Source organism: Muricauda sp. SCSIO 65647, assembly GCF_021534965.1.
GTDB lineage: Bacteria > Bacteroidota > Bacteroidia > Flavobacteriales > Flavobacteriaceae > Flagellimonas_A.
Genome location: NZ_CP091037.1, coordinates 3,061,891 through 3,082,893 on the forward strand (window position 1 = coordinate 3,061,891; position 21,003 = coordinate 3,082,893).

A 21,003-nucleotide genomic window follows, 5' to 3' on the forward strand; every position below is an offset into this window, starting at 1 on the left:
ACGATAATGCCCTAGATTTGCCTATATGAAGATAGCTATTGTTTGTTACCCAACGTTTGGAGGAAGTGGTGTGGTAGCCACTGAATTGGGGATTGCTCTGGCAGAAAGGGGCCATGAAATACACTTTGTAACTTATAAACAACCCGTTCGATTGGAATTGTTGGGCAACAACATCCATTTTCATGAGGTTCATGTGCCCGAATACCCATTGTTTCACTATCAACCTTATGAACTGGCCTTATCGAGCAAATTAGTCGATACCATCAGGTTTTATGGTATTGAATTGCTGCATGTACATTATGCCATTCCGCATGCTTATGCGGGCTATATGGCAAAGAAAATGTTACTTGAGAACGATATTTACATACCCATGATCACCACATTACATGGTACGGATATCACTTTAGTGGGGCGTCATCCATTTTACAAACCAGCGGTCACGTTCAGTATAAATAAATCGGATATCGTTACTTCGGTCTCTGAAAATTTGAGGCTAAAAACCCTTAAAATCTTTGAACTTGAAAAGGAAATAGAGGTGATTCCGAATTTCATCGATTTAAAGAAATACAGTTCAGAATTCACCGACTGCCAAAGAACCCTAATGGCCAATGACGATGAGCGGATCATCACCCATATCAGCAATTTTAGAAAGGTGAAGCGCATACCTGACATCATACGGGTTTTTGACAAGGTTCAGAAAGAGATGCCGGCAAAATTGATCATGGTGGGCGAGGGACCCGAAAAAGAATACGCCGAGCAGCTTTGTGCTGAACTTGATATTAAAGAAAAGGTCATTTTCTTGGGCAACAGTACTGAGATTGATCGCATACTTTGTTTCTCAGACCTCTTTTTATTGCCGTCTGAGTCAGAAAGCTTCGGATTGGCCGCTTTAGAGGCCATGGCCAACAAAACGGCTGTGATTTCAAGCAATACCGGTGGTATACCTGAAGTCAACAAACACGGAATCACCGGTTTTTTGAGTAATGTGGGTGATATTGATGAGATGGCCGCCAACGCGATTTATATCTTAAAAGACGACAATGTTCTAGAAGAGTTCAAAAAGAATGCCTTTGAAATTGCCTCCACCTTTGATATCCATCATATTTTACCACTCTATGAAGACCTGTATGAAAGGGCATATAGATCGCGTTTTAAAAATTCATATTGATGGTTAGGCTGGGTTTCTTGATTTTGATATTGGGTATGCTGTCGTGCAAGAGTCAAAAAGGCCGCCAAAGCATTGATGATTCTGATGACGGGTTGACCCTGCTTGTACAAGACGGATATAGCGGTATTGAAGCCTTTGAAAGCATGGTGATTCGTGACCAAAAAACATTGAACGGTTTTTTTGCCAAAATCAACCGAACAAGAAAACCGGGCATTCCCGTTCCCCAGATTGATTTTTCTAAAGAAATGGTCGTAGTGATCTGCGCTGGTGAACAAGAGGGTACTGAAATGCCCAGACTTTCAAAAGTAGATGAGAATGCCGAAGAAATAGTATTGGCGGTTGACAACTTGAACCCTGTGAAAGATGTTGGTACTTCGTTGATTTCCAGTCCTTTTTGTGTGTATAAAATACCCGTAACCGATAGAAAAATCACTTTTCAAAAGTGATTTCTTCCCTTTTTCCATCAGAGTGTTCACCTTTTGTCGAAAAATGCGGCCGTTTAAGGTACTTAATTTAGCATTTTTGCCTTTTCGCCTACCTTTGTGGTTCTAACCCCAAATTAGAAATCATGAGGAGCGTAACCCGATTACTTTCCGTAGTTTTTTTCGTTTTTTGCCTTAATCTGTCCTCGCAAGAGGGTATACAGTTGACCAAAAGGGATAGTATGGTGGTCAGTTCTTGGATATTCGGACTGGGCGTCAATATCGTTGATGATGCAGGTAGTGAGTTTGAAAACTTGCTAAGTGCAGGTGATAATTGGAATATGGTGCCCTTCCCATCGAGGATAAGCATCGGACGTTATTTCAAAAATGGTCTTGGACTGGAGGCCATTGGTACCTATAACCAATACAAAGAGGGAAAAATTATTGACAACGTGGTCAATACCGAAGATATCGACTACTTCGCAATTGATTTCAGGGTGAGCTATGATTTGAACAATATTTTGGGCGAGACCGGTTTTTTTGATCCGTATGTAGGCATTGGAGCGGGCTATACCGACGCCAATAATGAGGGCAGGGGTACTTATAACGCAACTGTCGGTTTTAGAACTTGGTTTTCAGATCGGTGGGGCCTTGATTTTAACTCTACCGGTAAATGGGCAATGAAACTAGAACCGGGGGTATCAAACCATATTCAACACGCAGCAGGCGTTGTTTATCGTTTTGATGTGGAAAAAGATCTGACACCCCGAGGTAAGGAAAAACTGGCCCAACTGCAAGAGCTTGAGAAAGAACAACAAAGAGTGCAAGATTCCATTGCAGCTGCAAAGAGAGCAGAAGAGGAGGCCAAAAGGTTGGCTGATGAGTTGGAAAGACAGAAAGAAGCTGAGCGATTGGCCGCTGAAGAGCGTAATAAGCAACAAGCTGAAGATGCCAGACGAAAATCATTGCAAGAGAAGGTTGAAGGCTTGGGCAAAGTATATTTCACCTTAAATTCTTCTTACCTCGGTGAAGATGATAAAGAACTGCTCGATAAGTTGGTTATTATTTTGCAAGAAAATCCTGGCCTTAAGATTAAGGTGGCCGCACATACCGATGCCAGGGGCGCTGATAAGTACAATCAATGGCTTTCAGAACGCAGAATGGAGCGTACGGTGGCCTATATTCTTTCAAAAGGTATTTCTACAGACAAAATACTGAAGGAAGCATTGGGCGAGACACAATTGACCAATGAGTGCGATGACGGAGTACCCTGTAGTGAAGAAAAACATCGCCAAAACCGTAGATCTGCGTTTACGATTGTCGAGTTTTAGGCATACTTTATGAAATAGGATAAAAAAGGGCACTGTCAAGGGCCCTTTTTACTATTTTTCAAACTCCAAATGTTGGGCCGCTGATTTTCCTTTAAAAATAAAGTTTTTGCTATCTTTTTGTGATTGTAGTACGCTTACATCATCGATGTTCTCCACTTTTGAATACAAAAAATCGTAAAGATACTTCTTTAAAAAGCGGGCTTCTGATTTTAAATTTTTCAACTCATCGTATTCCTTGATTGAAATGGAAGTATCTACAGCTGCAATGTTCACCACATTCAGGTCGGTACCATTTTGTGCTGCTTTCTTTTTCACGATACGATCTTTTACCCTATAGATCAGCTCATTAACATTTTTTGATTTTAGATATTCCTTTAGTTTTACGCGATTGATTTCAATAGAGGCGAACAATTTGGCGAGAGGCCTGTTTTCTGGATAAATGATGTGATGTTGATATTGATAGATAGTATTGCTCCACCTTCTCTTATAGTCCATACCACCTACTCCCATTTCGTAAACACAATGGCCATTCTCGATACACCATTGCAGTTGTTTGTAGATTTCTATATGCCCAAGTCCGAATTTGGCATAATCGATGTCATAGGATGAGATGGCGCTGAATAGGATTTTGTCAAAATGGTAATTGAGTGATATTTGTATCGGATGTTCGCCGTCATAGATTACAAATAAAGAAGCATCTTTATCCAATATCTTTTGATAGGTTTCTTTAACCAAATCTTGCCATCGATGAAATTCTTTGTGGGTCTCTTGTCGTTGCCCAAATCTGTGAACGATCATTTGGCGCAGTGAATCCATTACAAAATAGTAGATGTCTTCATCAATTTCTCCATAGAACAATTCATATCTGATAGGAAAGCAATGTTCCAATCTTTTTACGTAGCGTCTGATGATACTACGGTATTTCGATTTGAACTGTCCTTCTAGATATTCATCAATTGATGCAGTACCATCAAGATGAATAGCATATCCCCAGTTTACTTGTTTTATGATATTTCTTTTGAGAATTGAAGGAAGAACCATTTGCGGTTTCATATACTCTGGAACCAAACGAAGAGAGTAATAGCAATCTATCTTCTTCTTGGGAGCATCTGTGCTGTTGTTCTGTAGCTCATTGCCAAAGTAACGTACGCCTTTAAAAATGGGGAGAACTTCCCCATTTTCCATAATTGAGCTAAAAAAATCCGATGCTATTTTAGAAGGTAATCTCACTTTAAATTGATATGTTCAGAACTTTTATTTATTATTTTTCAACGGGCATACAATAATTTTCAAGACTCAAGTACCGTAAGTTTTTGAGTGGTCTCTTTGCCTACAAAATAGTAATCAAATTCATTTTTGTTTGAACGGTAAACCGAAACGTTTTCACTGACTTCAAAATTGAGAAAGAGAAAGTCATAGAATTGTTCTTTTAAAAAATCGTATTCACGGTCATCAACATTTATTTCTGTCAAACTTTGAGATGATGAAACTTTTTTGCTTTTTTCAATTTTGAACTTTGTATTATGCGCATCTATATTTTCGAATAATGACTCTTTTTTGTTTCTAACATACTTTTGGTGCAATTTGTTGATTTTCAATTTTTTAAATACTGGAAGCAAGACGTAGGTCAGCTTGAGTTTTAATAGAGTCAGATGGGCTTTGAAAGAGATTATCAAGTTGTCTGAATTGTAAAGCAATTGTTTCTTAAAAATATAAGTTCCCGTTCTGAACCTTTCTTTGTAATAAAAATCTCCCTTTGACATATCAACGAGCCTTAGTTTATTTTCGAAAGCCCATTGAATCACCCTTATCAACGAAATGAATCCTAACTTGAATTTTGAATAATCGATATCATAGGCAATAACATCAATATCGAGAATGTGTTTATAGATTGAATTCACATAAATGGCAATAGGTTTTTTACCATGGTAGATAACAAAAATACACGCCCTTTTTTGTACTATCAGTTGGTAAAGACTGTCATGACGTTCTTGCCAGAATTCCAATTCTTCCCAATAGGTTTTTTTTTGTTGGTGCCTTCTTAGAAGCATTTCATGGCAAGAATCAAAGATTTTTTCATATTCATTTTTGTCTATTAGCCCAAAATACATTTTGTAAGTTGGCTTGATGCAGAGTTTAAGCCGATTTTCACATCTGCGAAGTGTAGCTCTTCTTTTTGCGCTGACCACTTTGGCCATATAATCTTCTAGGTTCTTGAACTTTGCGAGGTTGATTAACGATCCTTCATAAGTCTTGACTTCTTTCTTCCTTAATTTGGCAATATCAATCCTCAGAGAGGTGTTGAGGTAACCTGGCACATCATCAATTTGAAATACAGCTTTTGGGCTGAAAGATGTGATATTCTCCTTGGTTTGAAAAAGTTCTTGGTCGGTTTCAGCATCGTAAATGCGATCGTAAAAAAAGGGCAGCCTATTTTTTTCCAATAAATCAGCACCAAAGTGAAGTCTTTTTTCTATATCATTGTTCAATGTTTCCATAACCCATGTCTACAATGGCAAGGTCAGACTTGACAGGCCATTATTCGGCTAAAACTATTTTTTGTTTAGAATTGTTTCCTTTTAAATAATATTCATTGTCATTGACTGTTTTTGCGAACACTTGAATATCTTCGAATTTTGCATGGGCTCTGTAGATGAGATCATTGATAGGCTTTACCAGCCATGAATTTTCGGGTTCTTTAGGGTCAATGACGACAAGGGAACGCCAATCAGGCTCTTCAAACTCATTTATCGTTGTAAACTCTTTGTGCAATTCTACATGAAGGTCTTTTCTAAAATGTATGTAATACAGGCGAAAATACTTTCCCCAAAGATATTGGACCTTTAGCTTTTTGAGAAAATCAATCGTTTTATAGATCAATTGGCCATAGGCTTTTTTTATGCGTGCAGAAATATGATGTCTAAGAATTGTGGCATCATATATCAAGTGTTTATGAAAAACATATTTTTCATCTACCCATTTTCTTTTGTAGAAGTAGTCGCCCCTGCCTAGATCGAGTATTTCAAAGCCTCGATCAAAACACCATTCCACATGCTTGTAGAGATCTATGGTGCCAAGGCTAAAAACTTCATAATCTATGTCGTAGCTACCTATGCTTGTGCCCAAAACATTACCATTTATTACACTTGTCGATATATCAATAGGTTTGTCGCCATGATAGATGACGAATATACCAGCTTGCCTCTTTTTTATCATGGGCAATAGTAAATCTCTATACTCCTCAAGTAACGGCAGGTCAATATTCTCTTCTTTTTTCTGCGCAAATCGCCGCATCATAAATGCCTTGAGATAATCGAATAGTCTATTGAATTCTTTTTCATCTATATCACCATAATAAATTTTGAAAGTCGGTTCTATACAGGTATCGAGTCTTTTTAAGTATCTTCTTATTTTCGATCGACTCGTTTTTCCGAAGTGGTTTTTTAAATAGTCATCTATATCGTCATACTTTGCCAAATTTGCCAAAAAACCATCGTTGACCTTCCAACTTTTTCTAGTAAAGCCCTTAAACTGGGGATGTAGCTCAAACTTTAGGTAATCTGGAACTTCTGTAAAAGAATATAGCCCTTTAAAGTCTTGGGGATTGAACAACTTTTTTCTTTCAAAAAGCACTTTACCGGTCACCAACTCACTTACACGCCAGAATATTTCTGGAACCTCGCCCTTCTCAAAGAAAGATTGTGAAAGGCTAATAGGTTTGTTGTTCTCTTCTTTGTCTGCCATAAGCTTTAGTATATTTTACCGGTGTTAGCTTTGAACATGAATTGTAGTTTGTCATATCTGAAAACGCCCCCTAAGATTCCCAGATCTCTCAGAAACTGTTTCAAACTGAGTTTTGACCACTGCGCAAGCATCAAGATCAATGAAGCAAGGTTTTTTTTATTGTAATGTAAGTGATGGTAGAAATCATAGCTTTGGTTACACCATTTGTTCTTGAAATTTGTTTTGCCCATTGATAGATCGAGTATTCTGACATTGTTCTCAAAGCACCATTGCAAATGCTTCAACATACTGATGTCGCCTAAACCGTAATCTGAATAATCGGTGTCAAAGCCTTCCAATTCGCTGAAAATTACCTTTTTTAAATGAAAATTCAAGGTGATGCAAATGGGTTTTTGAGAATCATAAATGACAAAAAGACTAGCAAGCCCCTGATTGATTTTTTCAAAGGAAAGCTGATTGTAGTAATCCCAACGCTCAAGATATTTGTTGTGGATTTTCTTTTCATCAAAACGCTTTTTCAATAGGTCGTGGAATTTTTTCATCAACTTAGCGTGCAGTTGCCTGTCAATGGCACCGTGATGTACATTGAAGGAAATAGAATGATTTTGTTCTAAATTTCGGACTTTCTTTCTTAGACGTTTTCTACTTCTTTTGCTGAGCTGATGGGCCAAATATTCATCTGCAGAAGCAAATGCGCAAAGATTGATGAGAAAACCTTTATACTGCCTTATCGATTTGGTGGCAAACTTCTTGGGAAGGAATATAGGAGCCGTCAAAATGTATGCAGGAATATCGAAAACTTCGAAAAGGCTAGACTTTTGATCCTTCTCATGGTAATGGGGTACTTGATAAGAACATTGGGTCAGTTCATTATCAACTGAATTATCATAAAAAGGATGCAGTTTTTGCTCATTGAACAAATCAAATACCAAGCGTGCCTTGGTGGGGGCCATTGTCAAAGAAGAGTCAATATTTTTGGGTGCTTGTATCAACCTAATATTTTATGGGTCAGTACAATTCGTTGCTGACCAGGTATTTTTCGTTGCTCTTGCCCTTTATCTTAAAAACCCCGCCTGTATCTGCCTGAAAAATAGAGACATCATTCAGCTTTTCAACGGTCAGGTACAAAAAATCAAAAACCCCTTTTTTTACTTCGCCCTTAACCAGTTTTAGTGGGATGGGGGTCCAAACGGGGTTCATGTCACCCCCCAAGCTATCGCTGAGCATAAAGGGATTTGTACGGTCTGGGTGATTCGATATTTTAAAACTTCTTAAAAAGTACGTGGTCTTGTGTACATACCAATTCACGTTCTTTTTTCTTAGATATGCCTTGAACCGTAAAAACATTGCCCTTGTATGTGCCAACCCAGTTGAGAATGGTGATTTGGGATTGTAGAGCAAATGATATTCGAACTGATATTTTTGCGTACACCACCTTCTTTTATAGTCAAAGTACCCTTTTGAAAAATCAAGCTTTTTATAACCTTTTTCCATGCTCCACTCAATCAATTTCATAATACTGCACGACCCTAGATGAAATTTTGAATAGTCGACATCAAAAACGGTAATGGCATCGATGACAGTGTCATCATCAAAATAAAGAAGAGTGATAGCTATGGGGCATTCTTTTTCAAGAACCACGAACAAGGCCGCCTTCTTCTCATGTATAAGGGGCAAGGTCACCTCGTGGTAAAAGTCCCACTCATGACTTTCGAGATTGTTGTTGTAGACTTTTTTTTCTGCAAAACGCTTTTCAAGCAGTACCCTGAACTGTTGAAATAGTGCATCATAAGCCTCTTTTTGTATTGACCCAAAAAAAACCTTATAAGAGATGTCAAAAGAGGCTTCAAGTCTTTTTTTGTACTTGTTCAGTTTGTACCTGCTACTTTTCTTGAAGTTGATGCGCATATAATCATCAAAATCATCAAAAGCGGCCAAATCTATCAAAAAGCCAGGATATTGTTCAACTTTCAAGACTTTAAGGCCAGGGGGGTATTCTGCTGAACCGGTCTTTATGATCGACGGTATATCCATTATCAAAAGGGCTTTATGGCCAAGGTTGGTAAAGTTGTCCTTTTCGATTGTATAGGTCAAGCCTTTGGTAAGGTTTTTTCCGATGTTCGTATAAAGGGGCAGAACAGTGGTTCGAATAAATCCGATGCCTGATATTCCATTGAAAGAAACGGTTTCTTTGTCTTGGTTGAAGTGTTGGTTCCAGACATGTGCGAAAGTGTTGGAAGTAAAGGGATTTTTACTCATGGATTTGGTTTCGTCACTCATGCAGGGAACATCTATAACATGGAAAAAACTTTTGACAGCTTTTCTTACTGTAACCACATTCAGGATGCCTTATTTCGACCAATTGATCATATATGCGTTGGTCTACGATATATTTCCAAACCTTGAAGGTCTTGAAATCTTTTGAAAAGCCAGACTTGAACCTAAAAAGATTATCTTGGTTATTGCCTACACCTCCACCTAAATTAAAATACTTAAAATTATCATTATTGGCCATAATGCGCATATCGTCGATCAAGACCTTGATCGGATTTAGCTTTAAATATTTTTTTCTTGCACCAGACAAGTGATATTGTACGATGTCATTTACTATTGTGAAGATTGCCCCACCAGCTAATTCGTGGTTAGTTCTATCATAAGCAAGAAGGAATTTTGTTTTGAAATCGGTGCTTTTCCATAAATTGAGGAAATAACTTCCTGGAAAGAAATAACGATCTTTAGCATTGACCCGAAGCATATTTTCATAATAAATGGAGACCAACTTTTTGATTTCTTCCTCACTTTCAGCCTCTTTAATGAAATATTCCTTTCTGCATTTATTGATATAGGTTCTTAATCGGGGATTATATGCCCTGAGTTGATTTTCAGGGTCTTCTGTCAAGTCAATATTAATCAAGTTTCCCAAATTTTCAATGACCCCAGAGTTTTTTAAAATCACTTCTTGGTTTCGTATAAACGGATTCAATCGTGAAAATACAGAAGCCACAGCTTTTTGCATGAAAAACTGTTTTAGTTCACTAGCGAATTCATTAATGTCAAAATGGGGTGTTGTTGTTTTTGAGATTGGCCCACAATAACCATATGCCGAGGTTGCATCATTGTGTGCGGTATCTCTTATTGCCTTAATGATCAAAGGTATCGCAATCAAACAATCTTGGTTCTCATAAGTGACGAGTATAGGTTTTTCGCCATTTTTTTTTGAAATTTGATGGTATTCGTAAGTATGGTAAATATCATAGGTGTCGACCCTTTGTAGAATAGCGTTCCAGTCTTTTTTATTTTCAATAGCAGAAATCATCTGAAGTTGTAGACGGTTGGGTAAAAGTTAATTTGGTCAGTTTGAAGAAATTACTCTACAAAGATAACAGGTAAGGTTTTCTTCATGTTAATTTAACAGATTAATGGTGAAAAACTTCGACAACGGCAAATGTCATCTTAATTTTGTCGTTGATAAAATTAATAGGGGCGATCAAGTATATTCGGCAGTAATTTTTTTATAGTTGATCTTGCCATTGTTGGTAAGCGGTATGGATTCTAAATATTTGACTTTAACTGATGCATGGTGAATTTTAAACCTCTCAAATAATTTTTTCTTAATATCCTCATCTAAAAGATCATCTTCACAGTGCGAAACCAAAATAAACTGATCTTTCACCCCGATACAAGCAACAAGTCCAATATTAAAAGTGGTTTTTAGAAAGCGTTCTAGTTCATCGAGATTTACCCTATTGCCAAAGATTTTTACAAATCTTTTTAATCTTCCCTTGATGAAATAAAAACCATCTTCATCTTGATAGGCCAAATCTCCCGTTCGTAAAGGCTCGATTTTTTCCCAGGTCTTTAGGTCTTCTCTTTTGATACTGTATCCGCCAAAAACATTGGGTCCCGAATAAAGTAACTCCCCAGTTTCAGGATCAAGGCTGAGTTCCCCATTTTTTATAGGTCTGCCAATTGAAGTGATTTTTTTTTCCAACACTTCAGCGGGCACATATGAAATTCTGGCCGAAGCTTCTGTTTGACCGTACATTACATAAAATGCTATATTGTTTTCAATACAATAGTCATTGAAGTTCTTTTTAATATTCTGGCTAAGATTGCCCCCTGCTTGGGAAATATATCGTAATGATGGATATTTTTTCTTTAAAAAACCAATTCTATAAAGCATTTCATAGATAAATGGTACACCGGCCATAGAGGTAAAGCCATGACTGTCCATTTGAATCCAAAAGTCTTTCTGCAGAATGTCAGAAACACCACTAACCACTGTTCCGCCTGCCAAGGCATTGGTATGCAGTATTGAAAGCCCATATGAATAGAAAAGGGAAAGGTTTAAAGGAACCACATCTGTCTTCACTATTGGTAAATAGGCACAGATTGACTTTGCGTTTTCAAGAAGATTTTTTTCAGAGAGTTTTACGAACTTGGGCGACCCCGTTGTACCTGATGTTGACAAAAGTACCTTACAGTTTGCGTGTACCTTGGTTTCTTTCCCGGTATCTATAAAAAGGGCTATTTCTGACCACTCATTGGCCAGTTTTTTTTGTTGATAGCTTTTTATATGGTTTCTGGAAGCATCAAAAATGATGGTCGGTTGGTATTCAGACTCCAAATTTTCTTTCAGAATGGGTTCGAGTGCATCGCTCAGTAATACAGTTGCATGTTGGGTACCGAGAAAACTGAGGTAGGTTGCTGTTGATATGCTATCGCCATTCAGATATAGGAATGCCAATTTCTTGCTCATTTTCCCGATTTCTTCCAAGGGAAAAAGCATTTCTTGTAAGGTTCGTTTTTTGCCTGAAGCGGCATCCAAAAAGACCAAATGATCATTTTTGAACATATGTTCAAGTAGTCCCATCCACTAATTTTGTTTCTCGAAAGAAAGATTGTATTTCTCTAATACTTCTTTGACCCTTACGAAACTATTCATCTCTAAAACATCATCTGCATCAATCTCGATTTGAAATGTGCTTTCCAGTTCGTTGATCAAGAACATATGGGTAATAGAGTCCCATTGGGGTATTCCCTGATATTTCAGTTCATTGTTCACCTGATTTTTGTCAATGTCCAAAGCATTGGCAAAGGCATTTGTAAGTAGTTCTATGTTTTTGTCGTTCATTTTTGGTTTTATTAGACTCACAGCATTCTTCTGGCTGGATTACCAAAATATGTGCCAGATTCCACAATATTTTTGATTACCACGGCCCCTACGCCCAGATGCGTATCATTTACGACTGTCAGACGGGGTGAAACGGTGGCTTTAGTGCCCATGAAGATGTTGTCGCCAATATTGGTTCCGCCGCCAATATCAACATGCGGCATGATTGAACAATTTTTTCCTATGACCGAATCGTGGCCAACTATGGTATCGAGATTTACAAGACCAAACTCCCCAATGGTAACATTTGAACCTATTTTGGCACCAGGACATATAATCGTGCCTTCACCCAGTGTTACATTTTTGCCTATCAGGGTGCCTACAGCCACTAAGGTGAAAAACTTCACCTTTCCTCTAAGGGTTTCGACAATCTTTATCTTCGCATCGATATCGGCAATGGCAACAAGCGCAAAATCGTCTTTTTTGAACCCAAAGTCATCAATGTTGCCAAGTACTTCATAATCTGACCCTTTGCCGTCAAGGGCATTGGGATTGTCATCAATATAGCCTTTCAATTCCCAATCTTTTTTTTGGGAAGGGAGGAGTTCAAGATAGCTTTCAAGCTGTCTCCCAAAACCTCCTGCACCTATAATAAAAAGACGGTTTTTCATTCAGATTTGCGTTTAATTTAATTGCTCTCTTAGGATTTTTAAAAAGAACAAGTTAGTCATTTAACCGATTAATTTTGTAGCTGGCCTATATAAGCCCCTGAAAAAATGCATAAAGGGGTACATCAATTTTTCCTTATTGAAAATTTTTGTCAGTATTCGATAGCCCAGACCATTGAAATCTTTACCTACAAAGTTATTCAATGGATAAGCATTGATCTTTTTGAAACCCTCCAATTTTTCTGGAATGTACTGTATGGGCAACCTAGATTTCATTAACCTAACAAGCAAAAAGAAAACAAATGATTGTTGTCGTGTTTTTATACGGCTCTTACATTTTTTGCTCACAGAATCGTTTTCGGGGATTTGTTTCAAGATACCGTCAAAGACAAACGTAGCATTCTCGATATCTGATATCAATTTGTGATAATGTTCGGGTTCTTTGCTTGTCATGGCCGAATTAGGAGTGATCATGTACCGGTACACATCAAGAGGCAATCGGGCCATTCTCTGTGCCTTCATAAACAGTTGGGGGGTCAGAATCGAATCTTCCATCCATCTTCCTTCGATAAATGACAATCCTGTATTCTCAATGAACTTCCGGTCAATAAGGTACCACCATACCGTGTTCCGGTAATTGTTGTTCGCAATGTATTCGGTGCCCGTGATTACCGGTGCGCCATCAATATTGAGTTCTTCGATATTGGTATTGGTCTCGAACCAATCTGTTCTTTTGGTTTTGGTAAAAATAAATGCGGCAATGTCCAATTCCTTTTCCTCGGCGAAATGTAATAATGTACCATAGACATTTCTAGCTATATAATCGTCAGGGTCAACAAAATGGATATATTTTCCCTTGGCCATTTTTAGACCTGAGTTGCGTGCCGCCCCCGCACCTCCATTTTCTTTGTCGCAGATGACGATATTGTCGTACTTTCTTTGATATTCTTTTGCGATTTGCAGCGTGTTGTCTTTTGATTCATCATTCACGATGATGATTTCATAGTCTCTTTTGGGAATGTCCTGCTCGAGAAGACTGTTTAAACACCTTGGAAGGTATTTTTCCATGTTGTAGGTTGGCAAAATAATGCTTAATCTCATGTCAATGATTTGATTTTATCATACGCTTCCTGTAAATCTTTCCATGGTGACCTCGGCAGTGGCAGAAATACCTTCTGATTTGATAACCTTGAGAAAGGTCAACCATAGTATCTTGAGGTCCAATAAAAAGGAAATATTATCCACATACCAAACATCGAGTTCAAATTTGCGCTCCCATGAAATGGCATTTCTGCCATTGACCTGTGCCCATCCGGTAATTCCAGGACGTACTTCGTGGCGCCTACCTTGTTCTTTGCTGTACAAGGGCAGGTATTCGACCAAAAGTGGCCGAGGACCCATCAAGCTCATGTCACCCTTGATCACATTGAGCAATTGCGGAATTTCGTCCAAAGAAGTCTTGCGTACCACGCTTCCCACTTTGGTGATTCTGTCTTTGTTTGGCAGTAGGTTTCCTTCAGTATCTTTTTTGTCGTTCATGGTCTTGAACTTGATGATGTTGAAAGTCTTTCCATTCTTGCCAGGTCGTTGTTGAAGGAAAAAAGGTCTACCATCATTGACAACAAATAATAACACCATGACAATCAGGAAAATGGGGAGCAGAATCGCAAACCCTATCAAAGCTACTATAAAATCCAAGGTACGCTTTAGAAAATTTCGGTACATGGGTCGTGTTTCGATTAGGCCCGGTAAAATAACGACATATTTTACTCATCATTTCAATTAATGGACAAATCGCTGAAAAAATTGTTCAAAAGGTACAAAAGCACCTATTTGCAATATTTTAATTAGTTCTTCTTGATAATCTTTCCGGCTTCTTCTTTGATGATATTATAGGCGTCTGAGGTCAAAAGGGTTTTTTTGAAATAGTTGTAGCCATTCATGCCCATTTCTTCACAACGACCTCTATTATTGTAGAGGTAGAGAAATTTTTCCTTTAGCTGTTTGTAATTGCCTGCCTCGCCCCAGACCCCAGAATCGTTCTCTTCCAAAATGCTGCCAAAATCGGTATTGGTATCAATCGAGGCAAAAATGGGCTTTTTCGCATTATAATAGGCCAGTGCCTTTGATGGAATATTGGGAATGGTGAAATCTTCGCTTAATGAGATCAAGCCCACATCGGCTATCTGTAAAACTTCGAAATATTCTGCTGCATCCAGTTTTTCGGTTACGAACCTAATGTTTTCAAGCTTTTCTTTTTCGATGATTTCTTTAAGCTGTTCATTTCTAGTGCCATGGCCAATAATCATAAAGAAAATGTCTTTGTACTCTTTAAATTCTTTGGCAAGATGGGCAATATTCTCCACTTTTTGGGGCAAGCCGATATTGCCACCGTAGATGGCCACAAATTTGCCTTGGGTACCATACTTCTTTTTCAGTGCTGCTATTTCTTCAGATTTCAATAAGGGTCTGAGCGGGCCCCAATTGGGTAACAAATGGAATTTTTCACCATTCATTTCAGGATTATGCTTCAAGACATAATCAATATTGCCTTGTGACATACAACCGATGGAATTGAAGACCTGATAGGTCTTTTTCTCTTGCTTTCTGAAATAATTATAGACAAGGCTGCCTTCTCGCATCAGTCCTAGATCTATGGCATTCTGCGGAAAGATGTCGCGCATGACCAGGTACAGTGTGGATCCATATTTCTTCTTGAACCAATGGGCAAGTGAAGTGAGGGTAATTGGGGGCGTGGGCATGATGACCAGATCAAAATTCAGGTCGATTTTATGTTTTTTCAGGGCCCTTTTGTACTGCCAGGGCAATAGTAGGTTCGCCAGTCCTTTGATAATCTTGCCAGAATCAAAAAGTTCAAGGGTCTTTACCCTTATGACTGGTACGCCATTTTCAAGCTCAAGCCCGACATCGTCATCATAATAGGCTGGAGCAATAAGGGTAATGTCATCGCCCCGTTCATGAAATTCGATGATGAGTTCAGAATAAAGATTTTGCGAATAATGCAAATAAGGTACTGCCAAACCTAGAAATAGTACTCTCATATGTTTATTTTAGTGTTTTGACCAAACCACCCGATTCACATAATCAACATACGAAATGATGATACGTACCACTTTTTCGCTCACATTGGGCATGGTATAGTCACTTACTTCCCTGAAGTTTCTATCAGGATTTCTTTTTTGCACTTCCAAAGCTTCCAGTGCCTGTAAGATTCTTTCGGGGCTTAGGCCGACCATCATCACAGAGGCTTCTTCCATCGCTTCAGGTCTTTCATGCGCCTCCCTAATATTTAATGCTCTAAAGTTGAGAATTGAAGATTCTTCAGAAATGGTACCGCTGTCAGAAAGAACGGCAAATGAATGGTACTGCAGCGCATTGTAGTCAGAAAACCCCAACGGTTTTAAAAACTGGATATTCTTGTGCGCCTTTACCTTTTTGGCCTCTAGCATGTTTCGTGTTCGCGGATGTGTAGATACGATTACTGGAAAATCGTACTTTTCAGCAATCTGGTTCAGCGATTCTATGAGCCCTTCAAAATTCTTCGGATTGTTGATGTTTTCTTCGCGATGGGAAGAAACCACAAAATATTTCTGTTTTTCCAGGCCCAAGTCTTTCAATACGGTAGAGGCCTCAATTTTAGACTTGAACTGCCCCAACACTTCGTACATAGGGCTTCCCGTTTTGATTACCCTGTCGGGCGGAAGCCCTTCCCTCAGCAAATACTCGCGGGCAATGTCGCTATAGGTAAGGTTAATATCTGCCACGTGATCGACAATCTTTCTATTGGTCTCTTCAGGTACTCTTTGGTCAAAACAACGGTTGCCGGCCTCCATGTGAAAAACGGGAATCTTGCGCTTTTTAGCCGGAATGGCACAAAGACAAGAATTGGTATCGCCCAAGACCAAAAAGGCATTGGGCTGTATCTCTTCTAAAAGGGGATCGATCTTGATCAAGATTTGCCCTACAGTTTCAGAGGCGTTTTTGCCCGCAGCGTTCAAGAAATGGTCGGGGCGCCGAATGCCCATGTCCTCAAAGAATATTTCATTGAGTTCATAGTCATAGTTTTGGCCCGTGTGCACCAGTGTGTGGTCGATGGCCTTGTTGGCATCCAAAGCCTTTAATACGCAGGCAAGGCGAATGATCTCAGGTCGGGTGCCCACTACGGTAAGTACTTTTAATTTTTTCAAGATTTAGTCTTTTGGTTAATGAATTTCAACATCTTCAAAATAGGTGTCCGCATCTTCAGGATTGTATGGTTCGTTGATCCAGAACAGGGTAATCAACTCGTCATCACCAATATTCGTGATGTTATGGGTATGCCAAATGGGCATATCGACATAGGCAGGTTCTTTACCGCTCAGTTCATAGTTGATTACTTCTTCAGTACCTATTCTACGCAACTGTATTCTTGCCTTACCTTTGATAACCGCAAACCGCTCCGCTTTTCGGGTATGAAAATGGTTGCCACGGGTGATACCCGGCACGGTGGTCGAAAAAGAAAATTGTCCACTGGTCTGGGTACGGGCAATCTCCACAAAGCTTCCTCTTGGGTCGGTATGCTTGGTATATTTTACAGGATAATGGTTTTGGGGCACATAACATCTAAAGGTATTGAACAATGCCTTCTCAAAGGCATTTTCCAAATTGGGAAATATACCGGTATCCATATACTCCCTTCGATATTTTTTTAACAACGCCAAAAGTTCAGAGACCTTGATATGGTGATTGGGCTGTATGGTGATTTCAATACTGTTTTTACCAAGCTTTTGGCCCAATATCCTTTCAAAAATAGCATCGATGAAAACGGCAACCAGTTCATTGATATAGATAAGGCCTACCTCACCATCATTGATAATGGTCGCTTCTTCATCATGGGCCACTTTATGGCAAAATGTGGCCACTACCGAATTATAATTAGGTCTTCCAAAAGGACCAAATACATTGGGAATGGTCAATGATGTGAATTTTCCACCAGTTTTATGCGACCACTCCATAAATTTTGATTTCCCCTCTTTTTTTGACTTTCCATATAGATTGTCACGCAGTTCTTGTGAGGAAGACGAAAACACGATATGTGGTGTCACCTCTTTTGCATTGCAGGCATTGATCAATTTTGTCACTAGGTCGACATTGGTCTGGTAGATGACATTTGGATTTTCGTGACGGTTCATCGCCGCTAGGTGCACTATGGTATCGCATGAAGCCACAAAGGTTTCCAATTGGTCGGGTTCTTCAAAGTAAGACCTTTCGAAATTCACTAACTCGACCTCGTCATCCAATGAGAGGGTAGTGTAGAGGTGGTAGCCAACGAAGCCCGCTTGTCCGGTAATGCCTATTTTATGTTTTTTCACGTGTTTATGTGTTAATCATTGCCATTCGGCTTCCCACATGTTCAACGGGAACCTATGGTCATCATCTTTTGATGCTTCCAGGCTAAAATCAGAGAACACCTGAAGCCTTGAACCTTCTTCAATGGCTTTTATACCAGTGGCATACCCGTTCGAAATGGCCAATACATTGGGCTCATCGGATTTCAATATTAATTTGTGGGGAATCAATGCAGATGAGGGACCATCAAAATTATCAACTTTGACCAGATTGATGACAAATGATCCTGCCAAGCAATGAAACCATTTTTTTTCATATCGGTGTGCTTGCCAAGCCCTTATGATTTTAGTGTTTACCGGTGCAATTTCGTAAAATCGCACAACTTGGCCCATGTTGAAGTCATTAAAAAAACGTAAAGCGCCCCTGTCATCGGTAAATTCGTTTCCTTTGATAAGGTCTATCATGGGTCGTTATAGATTTTCCTTGATAAAATCAAGTTTCAAAAGCGTTTGCTTCAGCTCTTCGTCGGTCAATTGCTTGGTGTTATGTGAGTGATAGTCCTCAATTTTGCTGATATCGGTCTCACCCTCTGAATAATATCGGCTATAGTTCAAATCACGGTTATCTGCAGGTATTCGGTAGAAATCGCCCATATCCTCTGCCTTTTGCATTTCTTCTCGGGTACAAAGTGTCTCGTACAGTTTTTCACCATGCCTTGTGCCGATGACTTTGATGTCACTCTTGGCATTGAAAATATCCCTGATGGCTTCAGCAAGATCGCCAATGGTACTGGCGGGTGCCTTGTTGACAAAAAGATCGCCCTGATGGCCATTCTGAAAGGCAAATATGACAAGGTCAACCGCATCTTCGAGCGACATTAAAAAGCGTGTCATATTCGGGTCGGTAACCGTTAAAGGTTGATTTTCTTGAATCTGTTTCACAAATAGCGGTATGACCGATCCCCTAGAAGCCATCACATTTCCGTACCGTGTGAGGCAGACCGTGGTTTTGTCTTCGTCTACATTTCGAGAGGCGGCTATGGCCACTTTTTCCATCAAGGCCTTGCTAATGCCCATGGCATTGATAGGGTAGGCCGCCTTGTCGGTACTGAGGCAGATAATTTTACCTACACCATTTTCTACAGCGGCATCAATGGTATTCTGGGTGCCAAAAACGTTTGTTCTGGCGGCCTCAATTGGGAAAAACTCACACGAAGGAACCTGTTTTAGGGCAGCTGCATGAAAGACATAATCAACACCGCGCATCGCTCTTGAAATACTATTGTAATCTCGTACATCGCCAATATAAAACTTGACTTTCTTGTTTTTGAGGCGATTACGCATATCGTCTTGCTTTTTTTCATCACGACTGAAAATGCGAATCTCTTTGATATCGGTCTCCAAAAAGCGGTTGAGCACGGCATTGCCAAATGAACCGGTGCCACCTGTTATAAGTAGTGTTTTACCTTCAAACATGGTTATTGGTTTCTAATTGCAAAAGTAACTTCAATATTGTTCGGTTGAATTTTTTTTGGTGCTTTTGTATCGCTTCTTCGGTGAAACGCACAGTCTTTGACGTAATTTTGGTCAATCTTAAAAAAATGGACAAGGACCTTTATTTTTTTCGTTTAAAGAGTTGTATGATCCTAAGTTTCATTTCTATATATTCTTCAAATTTGACAATCTCGTTAAAAACGAAGAAAACGATCAATCCGGTCAAAAGCTGAACTATACCTTGCTTATAAAGATGGTTTTCAGTTGTTTCGGGGACCAAGAGTCCGACGCCGTACATGCTGCCAAAAATAAGCAATGCCATGAAAAAGTAGGGGCAAATATCTTTTAATTGGGCCTTTACCGTGTATCCAATGAGTTTTTTACTGTATGAACTGTTGATAAAATATTCGGTTATCGAAAAAACGATCAGGCCATAGAGCATGACCTCGATACTGAAAAAGGCAGTGATAAAGACCAGTGGAATCAAAATTATTTTTTTGATGATTTCGAGCCGCAAGTATTTGTCAGAAACCCCTTTGACCACCAATAGATCGAGGTTCAATAAATGCAGAGGGTATAACATACCTGGCACACACAACAGTTGCAGATAGAACACAGAGACCCGCCACTTTTCACCGATCAACAGAATGACCACGGGCTCGGCCATGGCGGCCAACATAACCAATGCCGTAAAATTGATAAAGACACTGAATTTCAAGAATTTTGAAAATACCGAACGCAATCTTTCTTCATCACTTTGCAAGGTTGACAAAATGGGGAAGCTGATGTTTGTTATGGTCCCCGTGATATAGCCTGACAAGGGTACTTGAAACTGTTGGGCCTTAGTGTAGAAGCCCAAGGTTCTCGTAGAGAAAAAATACCCGATCAAAAAATAGTAGATGTTGCCATACAAGGCGGTAATCAGCTCAGCGAACAACAATTTGTAGCCAAAATTGAGAAGCTCAAGAAAATTCTTTTTTACGAATTTGAACGAAGGTCTCCATTTGTGAACGAACCAGACCATCAGCGTTTCGGTGAGGGGTTCACTGACCACAAAGGCTACCAGGCTCCAAATACCGAAACCTGCAAAGGCCAGGGCTAGGGCAACGGCACCACTGATGACGGTCGAAAGCACGTTGATGATAGAGGCTGTCTTGAAATCTAGGTGTTTGTCCATCATGGTCAATTGAATGGTCGAAAAAGAGTGAATGATGAGTATTGACCCAGTGACATACATCAATTTTGACAAATTGGGCTGGTCGTAGGCCAGGGCAATCGGCTCGGCCAAAATCACCAATAATAGATAGAGTAGGGCACTAAAGATAAAATTGGAAACAAACACCGAATTGTAGTCATCGTCGGTGGCATTCTCTTTCTGTATGAGGGCACTGCCCAGCCCTCCATCGGCGATAGTATCTGAAATGGACACAATGGCCATGACAATGGCAATGGCACCGAAATCTTCAGGGGTCAATAACCGGGCCAAGATGACATAGACCAAAAATACGGTGCCTTGACTGAAGATATTCTCGAACAGTGACCAACTGAACCCTTTTATGGCTTGTGATTTTAGGGACATTACACCAGAATGGGATTAGATAGAATCACTATTGGAAAAAGATAGGTTGACATTGACCGATCAAGTTACACGATCATCAATTGAAGGCCAAAAATAGCAATGATTCGATTTAACCACTACTTTTATCGAACAAATG

The 21,003-nt window shown here is 39.4% G+C and carries 20 protein-coding genes; 3 read left to right on the top strand and 17 right to left on the bottom strand.

What is annotated here, in order from left to right; genetic code table 11:
• Window positions 1–25: 25 nt before the first annotated feature.
• The 3 genes from bshA (at window position 26) to L0P89_RS13710 (ending at window position 2,921) form a co-directional block, all read left to right on the top strand.
• Window positions 26–1,168: an N-acetyl-alpha-D-glucosaminyl L-malate synthase BshA gene (bshA, locus tag L0P89_RS13700; protein WP_235265680.1), complete on the top strand. Its 1,143-nt coding sequence runs from the start codon at window positions 26–28 to the stop codon at window positions 1,166–1,168.
• Window positions 1,168–1,614 (top strand): hypothetical protein, encoded by a 447-nt coding sequence (locus tag L0P89_RS13705; protein ID WP_235265681.1) that lies wholly within the window; start codon window positions 1,168–1,170, stop codon window positions 1,612–1,614. The genes bshA and L0P89_RS13705 overlap by 1 nt, the downstream gene beginning before the upstream one ends.
• 122 nt (window positions 1,615–1,736) lie before the next feature.
• Window positions 1,737–2,921, top strand: coding sequence for an OmpA family protein (locus L0P89_RS13710; protein WP_235265682.1), 1,185 nt, complete (start codon window positions 1,737–1,739; stop codon window positions 2,919–2,921).
• A gap of 51 nt (window positions 2,922–2,972) precedes the next feature.
• Here L0P89_RS13710 and L0P89_RS13715 read toward each other — a convergent pair whose 3' ends face one another.
• From L0P89_RS13715 to L0P89_RS13795, 17 genes are all read right to left on the bottom strand, one after another.
• Window positions 2,973–4,106, bottom strand: a complete 1,134-nt coding sequence (locus L0P89_RS13715; RefSeq protein ID WP_235265683.1) for a GNAT family N-acetyltransferase — start codon at window positions 4,104–4,106, stop codon at window positions 2,973–2,975.
• A 104-nt stretch (window positions 4,107–4,210) separates the two neighbouring features.
• Complete coding sequence (locus L0P89_RS13720; protein ID WP_235265684.1) at window positions 4,211–5,419, bottom strand: GNAT family N-acetyltransferase; 1,209 nt, start codon at window positions 5,417–5,419, stop codon at window positions 4,211–4,213.
• Between the two features lie 40 nt (window positions 5,420–5,459).
• The gene (locus L0P89_RS13725) at window positions 5,460–6,665 is read right to left on the bottom strand and encodes a GNAT family N-acetyltransferase (RefSeq protein WP_235265685.1); all 1,206 of its coding nucleotides are present in this window, start codon (window positions 6,663–6,665) and stop codon (window positions 5,460–5,462) included.
• Window positions 6,666–6,670: 5 nt separating this feature from the next.
• Window positions 6,671–7,657: a GNAT family N-acetyltransferase gene (locus L0P89_RS13730; protein WP_235265686.1), complete on the bottom strand. Its 987-nt coding sequence runs from the start codon at window positions 7,655–7,657 to the stop codon at window positions 6,671–6,673.
• A gap of 16 nt (window positions 7,658–7,673) precedes the next feature.
• Window positions 7,674–8,924: a GNAT family N-acetyltransferase gene (locus tag L0P89_RS13735; RefSeq protein ID WP_235265687.1), complete on the bottom strand. Its 1,251-nt coding sequence runs from the start codon at window positions 8,922–8,924 to the stop codon at window positions 7,674–7,676.
• A 13-nt stretch (window positions 8,925–8,937) separates the two neighbouring features.
• Window positions 8,938–9,981: a GNAT family N-acetyltransferase gene (locus L0P89_RS13740; protein ID WP_235265688.1), complete on the bottom strand. Its 1,044-nt coding sequence runs from the start codon at window positions 9,979–9,981 to the stop codon at window positions 8,938–8,940.
• A 171-nt stretch (window positions 9,982–10,152) separates the two neighbouring features.
• Window positions 10,153–11,538, bottom strand: a complete 1,386-nt coding sequence (locus L0P89_RS13745) for an AMP-binding protein (protein WP_235265689.1) — start codon at window positions 11,536–11,538, stop codon at window positions 10,153–10,155.
• Window positions 11,539–11,541: 3 nt separating this feature from the next.
• Window positions 11,542–11,799: an acyl carrier protein gene (locus L0P89_RS13750; protein WP_235265690.1), complete on the bottom strand. Its 258-nt coding sequence runs from the start codon at window positions 11,797–11,799 to the stop codon at window positions 11,542–11,544.
• Between the two features lie 17 nt (window positions 11,800–11,816).
• Window positions 11,817–12,449 carry a NeuD/PglB/VioB family sugar acetyltransferase gene (locus L0P89_RS13755; RefSeq protein ID WP_235265691.1) on the bottom strand — a complete coding sequence of 211 codons (633 nt, stop codon included), beginning with the start codon at window positions 12,447–12,449 and terminating at the stop codon, window positions 11,817–11,819.
• 60 nt (window positions 12,450–12,509) lie between these two features.
• Window positions 12,510–13,547, bottom strand: a complete 1,038-nt coding sequence (locus L0P89_RS13760) for a glycosyltransferase (protein WP_235265692.1) — start codon at window positions 13,545–13,547, stop codon at window positions 12,510–12,512.
• An 18-nt stretch (window positions 13,548–13,565) separates the two neighbouring features.
• Complete coding sequence (locus L0P89_RS13765) at window positions 13,566–14,171, bottom strand: sugar transferase (RefSeq protein ID WP_235265693.1); 606 nt, start codon at window positions 14,169–14,171, stop codon at window positions 13,566–13,568.
• A 122-nt stretch (window positions 14,172–14,293) separates the two neighbouring features.
• A complete protein-coding gene (locus tag L0P89_RS13770) occupies window positions 14,294–15,508 on the bottom strand; it encodes a glycosyltransferase family 4 protein (RefSeq protein WP_235265694.1) in 1,215 nt (404 codons plus the stop codon).
• 9 nt (window positions 15,509–15,517) lie between these two features.
• Entirely contained in the window at window positions 15,518–16,654 is a 1,137-nt protein-coding gene (gene wecB / locus L0P89_RS13775) for a non-hydrolyzing UDP-N-acetylglucosamine 2-epimerase (protein WP_235265695.1), read from the bottom strand.
• 15 nt (window positions 16,655–16,669) lie between these two features.
• Entirely contained in the window at window positions 16,670–17,818 is a 1,149-nt protein-coding gene (locus tag L0P89_RS13780) for an NAD-dependent epimerase/dehydratase family protein (protein ID WP_235265696.1), read from the bottom strand.
• A 15-nt stretch (window positions 17,819–17,833) separates the two neighbouring features.
• Window positions 17,834–18,259: a sugar epimerase gene (locus L0P89_RS13785; RefSeq protein WP_235265697.1), complete on the bottom strand. Its 426-nt coding sequence runs from the start codon at window positions 18,257–18,259 to the stop codon at window positions 17,834–17,836.
• A gap of 6 nt (window positions 18,260–18,265) precedes the next feature.
• Window positions 18,266–19,270, bottom strand: coding sequence for a polysaccharide biosynthesis protein (locus L0P89_RS13790; RefSeq protein ID WP_235265698.1), 1,005 nt, complete (start codon window positions 19,268–19,270; stop codon window positions 18,266–18,268).
• 139 nt (window positions 19,271–19,409) lie between these two features.
• Window positions 19,410–20,867, bottom strand: coding sequence for a lipopolysaccharide biosynthesis protein (locus L0P89_RS13795; RefSeq protein ID WP_235265699.1), 1,458 nt, complete (start codon window positions 20,865–20,867; stop codon window positions 19,410–19,412).
• Window positions 20,868–21,003 lie beyond the last annotated feature (136 nt).